Source organism: Anaerococcus provencensis (assembly GCF_000312365.2).
GTDB classification, from domain to species: domain Bacteria; phylum Bacillota; class Clostridia; order Tissierellales; family Peptoniphilaceae; genus Anaerococcus; species Anaerococcus provencensis.
This window is the reverse complement of sequence record NZ_HG003689.1, coordinates 1-12,670: the sequence shown is the minus strand read 5'-3', so window position 1 is coordinate 12,670 and position 12,670 is coordinate 1. Positions and strand designations below refer to the sequence as shown.

Genomic DNA, 12,670 nt, shown 5'->3' with positions numbered 1-12,670 from the left:
ACTTATTATACTCAAGCTATATTTATTTGCTAATATTATTCTTCATCCTCATCGATTACTTCATAGTCAGCATCAACTACGTCTTCATCAGCGCTTGCTTGTTCTGCGCCTTGGGCATTTGCTTGGTACATCTTTTCGCTCATTGAGTAGATTGTGTTTTGTAGTTCTTCTGTTTGAGCTTTGATTGCTTCAGTATCATTTGAATTGATAGCTTCTTCTAGTTTGTTGATTTTTGCTTCGATTTCGTCTTTTTCAGCACCTTCGATTTTGGCATCTTCTAGTGTCTTACGAGCTTGGTAAACTAGACTTTCTGCATTGTTCTTTGTATCGATGTCTTCTTTTTTCTTCTTATCTTCTTCAGCAAATTGTTCAGCTTCTTTTACTTTTCTGTCGATTTCTTCGTCAGTTAAGTTTGAGCTTGATGTGATTGTAATCTTTTGTTCTTTACCTGAACCTTGGTCTTTTGCTGTTACATTTACAATACCGTTGGCATCTATATCAAATGTTACTTCGATTTGTGGCACACCACGTCTTGCTGCTGGGATTCCTGTAAGTTGGAAACGTCCAAGTGTTGTATTGTCTGCTGCCATTTCACGTTCACCTTGAACTACGTGGATGTCTACTTCTGTTTGTCCATCTGCTGCAGTTGTAAATACTTGAGATTTCTTTGTTGGAATTGTTGTGTTTCTTTCGATAAGTTTTGTAGCAACTCCACCTAGAGTTTCGATACCAAGTGATAGTGGTGTAACATCTAGTAATAATAGGTCTTTTACTTCACCTGTAAGAACTCCACCTTGGATAGCAGCACCTAGAGCTACTGATTCATCTGGGTTGATATCTCTTTGTGGCTCTTTGCCTATGATGTTTTTAACAAGTTCTTGAACTGCTGGGATTCTTGTAGATCCACCAACAAGCAATACTTTTTCTACTTCGCTTGCAGATAGTCCAGCATCTTTAAGAGCGTCATTTACTGGTCCTCTTGTTGCTTCTACTAAATCTTTTGTAAGTTCGTCAAATTTAGCACGTGATAAAGATATATCCAAGTGAACTGGTTGACCATCAACAGCTGTAATAAATGGTAGGTTTACATTTGTTGTCATTGTTGATGATAGTTCTTTCTTAGCCTTTTCAGCTGCATCTTTTAGTCTTTGCATAGCTGTAAGATCATTTGTTAAGTCTACGCCAGTTTCTTTTTTGAATTCGCTTGCTAGGTAGTCTACTACTTTGTTGTCAAAGTCGTCTCCACCTAGTTTGTTATTACCACGAGTTGAAAGTACTTCAAATACTCCATCTCCAACTTCAAGTATTGATACGTCGAATGTACCACCACCAAGGTCGTATACCATGATTTTTGCTTGGTCGTGTTCTTTATCTAGACCGTATGCAAGAGAAGCTGCAGTTGGTTCGTTGATGATTCTATCTACTGTAAGACCAGCGATCTTTCCAGCGTCTTTTGTTGCTTGTCTTTGAGCATCTGTAAAGTAAGCTGGTACTGTGATTACAGCATTTGTTACTGTGTCATTTAAGTATTTTTCAGCATCTGATTTTAATTTTTGTAAAATCATTGCAGAAATTTCTTCTGGTGAATATTTTTTGCCGTCAATTTCAGCTGTTTTGAAATCAGAACCCATTTCTCTTTTAATAGAAGAAATTGTTCTATCTGGGTTTGTTATAGCTTGCCTTTTTGCTGTTTCTCCAACTAATCTTTCTCCGTCTTTTGAGAAAGCAACAACTGATGGAGTTGTTCTATTACCTTCGCTGTTTGGGATTATTACTGGGCTACCACCCTCCATAACAGCTACAGCTGAGTTTGTTGTACCTAAGTCAATTCCTATAATTTTTGCCATATTAATTAGCCTCCTATTTTGCTACCTTAACCATTGCAGGTCTTATTACTCTATCGTTTAACTTATAACCTTTTTGAAAGGTTTCTATTATATGATCGCTTTCTACAGTGTCTGATTCTTCTGATAAAACTGCTTGGTGAACATTGTAATCAAAAACTTCACCATCAGATGGAATTACTTCCAAGCCTTCGTTTTCAAGGATCTTTAGCATCTCATCGCGAGTCATAACCACACCCTTTATAAGTGGGTCATCTTCACTAGCACTTGCTATAGCCCTATCAAAGTTATCCAAAACTGGCAAGAGCTTTTCTACTAAGTTGGAACAAGCGTACTTTTTAAAGTCAGCCTTGCTAGCTTCTTCTCTTTGCTTATAATTTGTAAAATCAGCTAGAAGTCTTTGGTACTTATCCTTAAATTCATTGAAGTCTTCCTCAATAACTTCTTCGCTAATTTCCTCATCTTCATCTTCTACTATTTCAGCTTCGATTACTTCTTCATCGTCGCTATCTTCTATGATTTCTTCTTCTAGATTTTCGTCTAAATTTTCATTTTTTATTTTGTCATTATCCACTACAAACTCCTTTATTTATTAAGCAAATCTGATATCATTATTATATTTGATATCACATCCAGGTAATTAAGTCTGGTAAGGCCAACCACTCCAATGTGGCCAACTACTTCATCATTGACCTTAAAATATGATGTGATGATAGTATTATCCTTAAGCTCATCTAGGCCATTTTCATAACCAATGGAAACATATAGGTCATTGTAGTTTCTATCGGCAATAATCTTATTTACCCTATCCTTGCTATCAAATAACTTAATAAACTCACGTGCCTTAGATAAGTCTTCATACTCCTTAAAGTTGAAGATATTGCCTAAGCCCTCAATTTGAACATCTCTTTCTGCTTCATTGTAAGATTTGCCCTCAAGTCTTCTATGGATATTATCCATAAGATCCCTATACTCACTTAGAAGATTATCTTCAAGTTTCTTTAGGTTTTCGTTAACATTTTTAATATCAGATCCCACTAAAGTGTCGTTTATGACATTATTAATAAATATTAGTTCATCAGTTGATATCTCGTAATCCAAGTGGATTATTTCATTTAATATCAAGCCGTTGTCAAAGACTGCCACGAGCAATACTTGATTGCTAGAAAGTCTTATCAACTCCATATTATTTATTTTCTTGATTTGGTTTTTTAATGTGACTGATACTGCGGTCAAATTTGTAAGATCGGCTAGTATCTTAGTTGCAGTCTCAACAATGTCAGATGCATTGTGATATCTTTTGTCCAATAAACTTATCATCCTGTCACTTCGATTAGGACGTATATTTTCATTAAGTCCATTTGCAAGTATATAATCTACAAACAGCCTATAGCCCTTATCCGAAGGGAGCCTACCGCTTGATGTGTGAGCCTTTTCTATAAGACCCATCTTCTCAAGAGCGCTCATCTCGTTTCTAATTGTTGCAGGTGAAATATTCATATTGTATTCATCAGCCAAAGATTTCGAACCAATAGGTTCTCCATCTATGATGTAAGAGTTTATGATAGAGAATAATATTTTTAGCTTCCTATCATTCATTTTATCTCCTTTTAGCACTCATTACTGTCGACTGCTAATAATAGTATACTAGCTAATTACCCCCTGTCAAGCAAATAAAATTAAATAATAAGTCTATAGAATTCATTGGATAAATTCATGCCTTTTTGGCTAAATTTGAAGTTTTCATCTATGATAAAAAAGTCATCACCAATAAATTGATCAATCTCTTTTTTATAAGTATGCAAAAAATCATGGCCAAATAGTTTTTTGAAATCTCCTAGATTTATACCCGACACCTCTCTTAGTTTAAAAATTATATATTCCTTTTCTTTATCTTCCTTATCTATATAGGAAATCTCATCGATTGGAAGCTTTCCCTCATTAATCTTTTGCCCATAGTGAATGAAATTTCTAGTGTTGGTGTACCTGTAGTTTGTAAGATAGCCCGAACCACTCATACCAAAAGCAATATATCCCTTACCCTCCCAGTATTTTTTGTTGTGGTAAGATTCATGGCCTTTCTTGGCAAAGTTTGATATCTCATAACGCTTAAGACCAAGAGAATCAAGTTCTTCTATAATTTCTTCAAATATATCAACTTCATCATCATCTTCCATCAAATCAAGCCTGCCTTTCTTATCCAGGGCATAAAATCTTGATCCTTCTTCAAGGATAAGTGAATACCAAGAAATATGTTCAGGAGAAATCTTTTTAACCATTTCCAGGTCATTTTTAACTGACTTATAATCTTGCTTTGGAAGATTTAGCATGAGGTCAAAAGATAAGTTGTCAAAGCCAGCATCCCTAATCATATCTATATCTTTTAGGACAATGTCTGCTGTATGATTTCTGCCAATTTTTTTTAAGACCACATCGTCAAAAGATTGGACACCAAGAGAAATCCTATTGATGCCAATATCCTTATAGATTGCTAACTTCTCTTTTGAAATAGAATTGGGATTACATTCTATTGTAAATTCTTTTATCTCACTTATTTTAAACTTACTAACTTCATTTACAATCTCTTTGATATATCTAGGATCAATATAAGAAGGCGTTCCCCCACCTATATAAATCGAATCAATATCCACACTAAGCCTATCTTGGTAGAGCCTTATTTCTTTTATCAAATTCTTAATATAGGAATCTATCCTATTTTCCACATTCATATAGGCACAAAAGTCACAATAATAGCACTTTTTTTGGCAAAATGGTATGTGGATATAGCATCCAACTTTTTCCATAATAACTCCTTTTTATCATAAGCAAAATATACTAGTTTAAGATATCTATTCAAATAAGACTAAGCTTTGTGATATACTTTATTTAAGCATATGTAAGGGGGATACTTATGGCAAAGAATGTTCTAATCATAGAAGATGACAATGATATCAACGACATAATCTCAGAAGTTTTGACTAAAAATGACTTTATTTGTAAGAAAGTTTACTCAGGTACGGAAGCTCTCATTTACCTAAAGGATGATTTCGACTTATTTATCCTAGACCTCATGCTGCCAGGTCTAGCTGGGGAAAAGGTCATAGAAGAAATAAGAAAAGTGACCAATGCTCCTGTCCTAGTCCTATCTTCAAAGGATTCTATGGATTCAAAGCTTGCCCTATTAAGAGGAGGAGCTGATGACTATATGACCAAGCCCTTTAACCTAGAAGAACTCCTTGCCAGGGCCAATATCCTTACAAAAAGAAGTGAACATACTGGTCAAAATCTAACCTACAAATCCCTAAGGCTAAATACTGATAACTACCAAGCCTATGTTGATGATATGCCCCTTGTCCTTACAAAAACAGAATTTAAAATCCTAGAGCTACTAATATCCAATCCAAAACAAGTTTTCACCAAGGAAAATTTATATGAATATAGCCAAGGCGACTATTACCTTGCAACAGACAATTCTATCAATGTTCACATATCAAATCTTAGAAAAAAGATTAAGAAGTACAGCAAGGAAGACTACATAGAAACTGTTTGGGGTATTGGCTTTAAACTTATTTAATCAATTGACCCATCTTTATGATGGGCTTTTTTAATCTTTATGATTTCTTTAAACTTTTTATAAGCTTTATTAATATTTTTCATATATTATAGTCATAGATAATTTGAAAGGAGGACTTATGAATCCAATTTTAGAAACAAATAACTTAACGAAGACTTTTGATAATCACAAGGCAGTAAATAACATATCTCTTACTATAAACCAAGGAGATATATATGGCCTTATAGGTAGAAACGGTGCTGGGAAAACAACTTTTATGAAGATGATTTCTAATTTATCAAATCCAACTGCTGGAACATATACAATTTTCCCAAGCTCACATAATGATGATAAGCTTAGTCAAACAAGAGTGTCAGCTTTGATAGAAAATCTAGGATCCTATCCAACAATGACCGCCTATGACAATATGCTTCTAAAGGGCAAATCTCTAGGACTTACAGGTGATAAGTACATAAGTGAAACCCTAGATCTTTTGGGCCTAGGAAAAGTTGGCAAGAAAAAGGTCAAAGACTTTTCCCTAGGTATGAAACAAAGACTTGGCATAGCCCTAGCCCTTGTAGGAAATCCTGATATCATGGTTTTAGATGAACCTATAAATGGCCTAGATCCACAAGGAATTATTGACATTAGAAAAATCATAGCTAACTTAAATAGGGAAAGGAATATTACTTTTCTCATATCTTCTCATATCTTAGATGAATTGGGTAAGCTTGCAACAAATTTTGCTATAATTGACAACGGTTCTCTTATTGCAAATTTTACCAAAAAAGAATTGGAAGAATCAACCAAAGACAGGATAGAAGTCCTTACTGATAACCCGAAAAAGACAATACTTGCCCTAGATAAAGGACAAATCGGCCCATATAGAGTGCTTGATGATAATATGATTCATATCTATGTAGATAGCAAATATACTAATGAGATAATCTCTTGCCTATATGAGGCTGGCATCAAGATTAATTATTTTAATGTTCACAATACTTCCTTGGAAGACTACTACATCAAATTATTGGAAAACAAAGGAGCCTAATATGCTTAATCTTATGAAAATGGAAATCACTAGAATTTTTAAAAGCAAATATTCCTATTTTATATTTTTTGCAAGTCTTTTTACATTTTTACTAACAGTAGGTCTGGTCGATTACACTAGCAAAAATATAGACAATTTCGAAGAAAATGTTATTGAGACAAATGTTGATGATAGTAATGGAGTCAAGGTTGATGTTGACAAAGGTGAATTAGAAAAATTGACCGATTCTGGAGAAGACTTTGTCATATCATCTTTTTCCCAATCCACCTACCTAATTTTTCTAATAATCTTTGGTGCCCTCTTTTTTACTAATCCTTATGCCAATGGCTTTGTAAAAAACTTCCTGGGCATGACCAAGAATAAGAGTTCGTATATAATCGCGACCTTTATTACAGCTTCTCTATTTGTTATAGTAAGCTTTGCCCTAGGAGCAGGTCTTCTTACTATAACAGGAGCTTATATAAACAATGGCATGCTCAAATTTACCAACTATTCTAGATTGTTTTTTGTTTTATTAATAGAGCTAGTCTCTCATATCTCCTACCTAGCACTGATCTTGCTAGTAGCTACATTTACTAGGTCTACAGCAAAAACCTTGATGTTTACATTATTGTACCCTACTATATTTTTTAACCTTTTAAGAGGACTTGGAGACCAGTTTCTATCCTTATTTATCAATTTGCCAGATGACTTTTCTATAGCAAATTATGTTAATATAGGCAATATAATGTCAACAAATTTTGCCTCTACTAATGCTGATCTTACTAGATCTGTAATCGTAGCAATAATAATAGGAACTGTAGCTTTAGTCTCATCTTCTGTTATAATAAATAAAAAAGATATATAGAAGGGAAAATATTATGTATGCTATCTGGATTCTAGCTTTGCTACTTGTAATCTCACTAACAGTCAATGTCCTTATAATAAGGGAAGTTTATAACATTTGCCAAGAGGTAAATTTTCTTATAGAAAATAATACGCAAATGAGAATATCTACTGGTTTTTCTATAGGACCTTTTGACCAATTAGCTGAGATTATCAATAAGTTTTTGGATAGTTATCATAATAAAGAAAAAGCTTATATCAACAAGGAAAAGTACTTACAAAATACCATAAGGGGACTTTCTCACGATATTAGAACTCCCCTCACTTCCCTTGATGGTTACTTGCAGGTTATAGCAGATAATAAGGAAGATTCTGACAATGACAAGTACCTTTCCATAATGAAAAACCGCATCAATAGCCTAAATAACATACTGGACCAGCTCTTCACCTTTGTAAAACTTCAAGAAGAAGAATACCAGCTTGAGATGGAAGAAATAGATCTCTCATCCCTTGCCTTGCAGACCTTGTTTAGCTATTACGAAGATTTTAAATTTAAAAATATTGAGCCTAAAATAGACTTTGCTGATCATAAAGTATTTATCATGGCAAATGTTGACGCCCTAGAGAGGATTTTTCAAAATATTTATAAAAATATTCTAGAACACGGGCAAAATCCATTAAGCCTAAGTCTTTTTGAAGAAGAAAACAAAGTTATATTTGTAAGCAAAAATAAGATTAAGGATGACCTTATAGTAGATAAGGACAATGTCTTCAAGGAATTTTACAAGGCAGATGACTCCAGAAATAGTTCATCTACTGGCCTTGGCCTTTCCATAACCAAGGGCCTTGTTGAGAAATTAGATGGTCAAATATCAGCAGATGTAAAGAAAGGTTATTTCATCATTAAAATCACTTTTGACCCCATAAAAAAAGCTTCCAAGTAAAGGCTCTTGGAAGTTTTTTCTCTTAAAGTATTATTTTATAATTTTCTAAAGTCTTAAAGATTATTGCTCTCTTTTCTGGTTTTTTGTCTATTATTATCTTATCATCTTCGATTCCATTCTCCCTTAATATATAGAGAGTATCTAGAACGAAGTTTTCGCTACCTACAATATAAAAATAACCATCTTTTTTGTCATTTGCTAGCTCTTTTATTTTTTCTAGGTAGTCGCTTCTACTATCTAGCCAATATTTTAATAAAAGTGACTCATCTATGGTTGAAAAGTCCTTTTCGTAAAGGTGGGTATCTTTAGCATTGACATTTACACTGATAAATTCTGGGATATTTGAGCTATCTTCTTCAAATCTTTTTATAAGTGGTCTTATAGTTGACATAGCAAGTCCTTGGGAAAGGGCTATGACAGGGACATCTTCCCTTCTTAGGGCCATATGTGATTTGATCTTAAAGATTGTCACCATATCGCCTGCTTCAAGATTTGCCAGAACTTTTTTAAATGGTGACTTTCTTATAGGGATTTTAGTTGTAAATCTTATATTTCCCTCACTTATCAAAGTATTTATACTAAGGTGGTGGATTAGCTTCTTATTAACTTCTTCACCCTCATCGTAGCCAGGCAAGGCAAGATGGAAGCTAGATCCCTCCTCCCAAGTCAAAGCTTCTGGTTTTTCCAAAGTATATGTCCATACGTTTTTGTATTCTTCTTTTTTATCTAAAATTTTAACTTGATATTTGTCCATAATCTCTCCTATTGATAATTATTATCACTAAGTCCACTATACTTATTTTTTATTAATCATCATCCGGTATGTCTATATTTCTTTTACCAATGTTTAAAGTATTAGAAACATATTTGAAAAATTCTTTGTAATCATATATCCAGTTATCAATTATTCCAGACCTATAAATGCCTACAATAAATATAAATATAACTGGCAAAAATATGGCTCCCATCACTCCAAAAAGTTTAAGTCCAGCATAAAGGGCTATAACTGATAGAATGGGGTGTATATCTGCAGAACTTCCTATTACTTTTGGAGAAATCACTTGTCTAAGCCCAGTCCAAGCTGTCAATACTATCAAAAGTCCCAAGGCCTTAAAGGTATTATCAAAAATTAGTAGTTCTATTATAGACCATGGCAAGAGGACTATTATAGGACCTATCATAGGAAGTAAGTCAACAAATCCAAGTATTAGGGCTATCGGTATGAAGTATTGTTGGCCTATGAAAAATAAGAAAATCGCCATTATTATTGTACACAATAGGGCTAGTTTTAGTTGGGATTTTATATAATTCCAGGTTGAATTCTTAAATACAGTCCTTATCAAAGAAAGGTTATTCTTTGACTTTTCTGGTATTAATAGATGGTATTTATTCGAAACATTTTGCATATCGCCAAGTATTATATAAAAGGCAACTACAAAGGTAATCACAAAAAATATTATGTCATTGGAGGTATTTATAAAGGCTTGGGTAAAGCCAAATGTGATATTTATGGCATTTTTCTGTAAGCTTCCCAACCATTCATACAAAGAGTTTAGTCCAGATCTTATGGTTTTTGATACATAGTCTGGCATGAGGTTGATTTGTGAATTGGCATCATTAATCCAAGTATTGACAGAACTTACAATCTTATCCCAATTGCTAATGATATTGCCAACCAAACCAGATATTTGATTTACTATAAATTGGATGAACCATACCATGAAAAATAGCAAAAGCAAAAGCAATATTGTACCAAGCAGGTAGGATACAGCCTTGTGCTTTATAGGCAAAATGTCGTCAATTTTCCTAATAGATGGTGCCAAGAGTCCCACAAGGACCAGGGCTAGTATTATAGGCATGAGGGCATTGATTAATGCTGGTGCAAGAAACACTAAAAATAATATGGATAAAACAATTATTGTCGTTCTTAAAAATATTCTTTCATAAAGTTCTTTATTTCTCATGGCTTTTCCTTTAATATTTGATAATATTATTATATCAGAAAGATTGTTTGTAAGAAATATTAATCTCAATTGTCTTATATATGAGGGGGCAGGATGGATATAGAAAAAATATATATAATATACTTTGAAGATGTGTATAGATTTTTGCTCTCTTTGAGTAAAAATAAGGACATAGCCCAGGATATAACAAGCGAAACTTTTCTTAAGGTTATCAATAATAGTAAGAAAATAGAAAATACTACAAATATTAAGGCCTATATTTTTACCATAGCAAAGAATACCTACATCAATTACTATAAGAAAAATAAGCTTATGATAGCAACAGATGACATAGAAAAGTTTGATCTAGGAATTGATTCTTTTGAAGAAAGTCTTATAGAAGATGATGATCTAAAGATTTTAAGATATGCCATAGATAAGCTTGATGAACCCTATAAGTCTATTACAAAACTTAGGCTAAATGACTTATCTTTTAAGGAAATAGGAAAAATCTACGGGAAAACTTCTAACTGGGCCTGTGTCTGCTATTACAGGGCAAAGGAAAAATTGAAGGATATATTGGAGGATGATTATGGATTGTGAAGTAATAAATGACTTAATACCTCTCTACAAAGAAGGAATATGTAGTAATGAGAGTAAAAAATTAGTAGAAGACCACATTAAAACTTGTGAAAGGTGCAGAAGTTATTTTTTAAGCCTAGATGATAATGAGATAAGTAATAATGAACCATTAGAGTTTATAAGCCTAAGTATAGACAAAAATAAGAAAAATCGTTCGCGTATGATTGGATCATTAATTTTTTCACTACTTTTGATAGTATTTTCATTTTTGACCAATCCTAGGCAAGTAGAATATGACAAGGATTTGATCAAAAAGTCAACAACTGATGATAAGATAATCTATGAATTTAGAGACGATGTGACAAGAATCTACACAGATTACGCAAATGGCGAATATGGTAACACTCTCTACATAGATGGTAGTTATTCCTATCTAGATAGGATATTGGGAGGAGAAAAGCAAGTCTTAACCCTTGATAAAAAAGACTACAATGTAATTTTGTATAACAATAATGGCAACAAGGCAGCAAAGGTATTGTACGACCCTAATGGCTATACAATGAATTCTGGATCCCTTTCCTTGCCTAGATTGATATTTGCTTTTTATGCAAAAATAGCTTTATGCCTATTTGTTTTAGGACTAATCTTATCATTTACAATTTTTAGAAAATGGGATAAGTTCAAGAAAATCAGACTTGTAAGTTTGCCTCTTTCCTATGTCATAGCTACTTTTCTCATAAAAGGTTACGACTTAGCAAGCTTTCACCCAGTCCGAGACCTAGGATTCATCCTAATCACATCCCTTGCTATTTACTTATTTATATACTCCACTAGCCTGTATTTTGAAGAAAAAGAAAAATATAAAATATAGTTGGGTATAAAATTATTAGGAGGATATCATGATAGATCATATAACACTACAAGTTTCTAATTTGGAAAAATCTAAAGAATTTTATGAAAAAGTTTTGAGTGAAATTGGTTTCATAAAAAAAGCAGACTTTAAGGATGCAGTTGGATTTGGTAAAAAGGATAATAATTTTGCAAATGAATTGTGGCTCGTTAAAGGAAATCCAAATAATTTCCACCTAGCATTTAGGGTAGATAGCGAAGAAGAAGTTAAAAATTTCTACAATAAGGCTCTAGAGCTTGGTGCAAGTGACAACGGAGGCCCAGGCATCCGCGAAAAGTATGCCCCAAACTATTACGCAGCATTTTTCCATGACTTTGATGGAAATAATATTGAAGCAGTATATTACGAATAATCAGAACTACCAGCTTAGCTGGTAGTTTGCACAGCGCCTATAAGGCGCGAATACCGGCACGCCCCTATTGGGGCTCCGAGTATTATCTCCACATGCACCACTTTCTCAGCTTCTGCTTAAGCAGTTTATTTATTGCTTCTTTTTACTGACTCTCCCGTAAACGGGTCATAGTATTCCTTGATACTTATTTGATCCGCATAATAGTCTTCTTTTAGTTGATTTTGTATATATTCTTTTATCATTTTCTCATTTCGCCCTACTGTATCCACGTAATAACCTCTACACCAGAAATGTCTGTTTCCATATTTATATTTTAAGTTTGCGTGTCGATCAAATATTATTAGTGAACTTTTTCCTTTTAGATATCCCATTATTTCTGAGATACTATATTTTGGTGGTACTTCTATAAGCATATGGACATGATCTGGGCACAGCTCCGCTTCTATTATGTTTATTCCTTTTCTTTGACATAGTTCTCGTAGTATTTGACCTATGTCTTTTTTTAGTTTCCCATATATTTCTTGTCTTCTAAATTTAGGGGCAAATACTATATGATATTTACATCTCCATTTTGTATGTGATAAACTATTGTTGTCCAATTTATTCTCCTTGTTTTTATTGTGCATGTGGTTATCACAATTATATTACAAGTGAGAATTTTTTGGT

Annotated in this window: 14 protein-coding genes; 7 read left to right on the top strand and 7 right to left on the bottom strand. The window is 33.4% G+C overall.

Annotated elements, in window-relative coordinates; genetic code table 11:
- Positions 1–35 precede the first annotated feature (35 nt).
- The 4 genes from dnaK to hemW all read right to left on the bottom strand — a co-directional run bounded on the left by dnaK (position 36) and on the right by hemW (position 4,648).
- Positions 36–1,847: a molecular chaperone DnaK gene (gene dnaK / locus BN38_RS08720; protein WP_044566992.1), complete on the bottom strand. Its 1,812-nt coding sequence runs from the start codon at positions 1,845–1,847 to the stop codon at positions 36–38.
- A 13-nt stretch (positions 1,848–1,860) separates the two neighbouring features.
- Positions 1,861–2,418 (bottom strand): nucleotide exchange factor GrpE, encoded by a 558-nt coding sequence (gene grpE / locus BN38_RS08715; protein ID WP_044566988.1) that lies wholly within the window; start codon positions 2,416–2,418, stop codon positions 1,861–1,863.
- A gap of 11 nt (positions 2,419–2,429) precedes the next feature.
- Positions 2,430–3,443 carry a heat-inducible transcriptional repressor HrcA gene (gene hrcA, locus BN38_RS08710; RefSeq protein ID WP_044566982.1) on the bottom strand — a complete coding sequence of 338 codons (1,014 nt, stop codon included), beginning with the start codon at positions 3,441–3,443 and terminating at the stop codon, positions 2,430–2,432.
- Between the two features lie 80 nt (positions 3,444–3,523).
- On the bottom strand, positions 3,524–4,648 hold the full coding sequence (gene hemW, locus BN38_RS08705; protein WP_044566979.1) for a radical SAM family heme chaperone HemW: 1,125 nt from the start codon (positions 4,646–4,648) through the stop codon (positions 3,524–3,526).
- A 107-nt stretch (positions 4,649–4,755) separates the two neighbouring features.
- Between hemW and BN38_RS08700 the strand changes: the two genes are divergently transcribed.
- The 4 genes from BN38_RS08700 to BN38_RS08685 all read left to right on the top strand — a co-directional run bounded on the left by BN38_RS08700 (position 4,756) and on the right by BN38_RS08685 (position 8,217).
- A complete protein-coding gene (locus tag BN38_RS08700) occupies positions 4,756–5,418 on the top strand; it encodes a response regulator transcription factor (protein WP_044566976.1) in 663 nt (220 codons plus the stop codon).
- Between the two features lie 118 nt (positions 5,419–5,536).
- Positions 5,537–6,448 carry an ATP-binding cassette domain-containing protein gene (locus BN38_RS08695; RefSeq protein WP_044566974.1) on the top strand — a complete coding sequence of 304 codons (912 nt, stop codon included), beginning with the start codon at positions 5,537–5,539 and terminating at the stop codon, positions 6,446–6,448.
- Position 6,449: 1 nt separating this feature from the next.
- Positions 6,450–7,295: an ABC transporter permease gene (locus BN38_RS08690; RefSeq protein WP_044566971.1), complete on the top strand. Its 846-nt coding sequence runs from the start codon at positions 6,450–6,452 to the stop codon at positions 7,293–7,295.
- A 13-nt stretch (positions 7,296–7,308) separates the two neighbouring features.
- Positions 7,309–8,217, top strand: a complete 909-nt coding sequence (locus BN38_RS08685) for a sensor histidine kinase (protein ID WP_044566968.1) — start codon at positions 7,309–7,311, stop codon at positions 8,215–8,217.
- Positions 8,218–8,239: 22 nt separating this feature from the next.
- On the opposite strand, the gene BN38_RS08680 is transcribed toward BN38_RS08685, so the two are convergent.
- Positions 8,240–8,971, bottom strand: a complete 732-nt coding sequence (locus BN38_RS08680; RefSeq protein WP_044566965.1) for a hypothetical protein — start codon at positions 8,969–8,971, stop codon at positions 8,240–8,242.
- Between the two features lie 52 nt (positions 8,972–9,023).
- Positions 9,024–10,181: an AI-2E family transporter gene (locus tag BN38_RS08675; protein WP_044566963.1), complete on the bottom strand. Its 1,158-nt coding sequence runs from the start codon at positions 10,179–10,181 to the stop codon at positions 9,024–9,026.
- A gap of 93 nt (positions 10,182–10,274) precedes the next feature.
- On the opposite strand from BN38_RS08675, the gene BN38_RS10960 reads away from it, so the two are divergent.
- Genes BN38_RS10960 through BN38_RS08660 form a run of 3 tightly spaced genes read left to right on the top strand, consistent with a single transcriptional unit; the run spans position 10,275 to position 12,004 of the window.
- Positions 10,275–10,763, top strand: coding sequence for an RNA polymerase sigma factor (locus BN38_RS10960; protein ID WP_044566961.1), 489 nt, complete (start codon positions 10,275–10,277; stop codon positions 10,761–10,763).
- A complete protein-coding gene (locus BN38_RS08665) occupies positions 10,753–11,613 on the top strand; it encodes a zf-HC2 domain-containing protein (RefSeq protein WP_049944484.1) in 861 nt (286 codons plus the stop codon). The genes BN38_RS10960 and BN38_RS08665 overlap by 11 nt, the downstream gene beginning before the upstream one ends.
- Before the next feature lie 28 nt (positions 11,614–11,641).
- Positions 11,642–12,004, top strand: coding sequence for a VOC family protein (locus tag BN38_RS08660; RefSeq protein ID WP_044566956.1), 363 nt, complete (start codon positions 11,642–11,644; stop codon positions 12,002–12,004).
- A gap of 125 nt (positions 12,005–12,129) precedes the next feature.
- Here BN38_RS08660 and tnpA read toward each other — a convergent pair whose 3' ends face one another.
- Positions 12,130–12,630 (bottom strand): IS200/IS605 family transposase, encoded by a 501-nt coding sequence (tnpA, locus tag BN38_RS08655; protein ID WP_084593708.1) that lies wholly within the window; start codon positions 12,628–12,630, stop codon positions 12,130–12,132.
- Between the last annotated feature and the right edge of the window lie 40 nt (positions 12,631–12,670).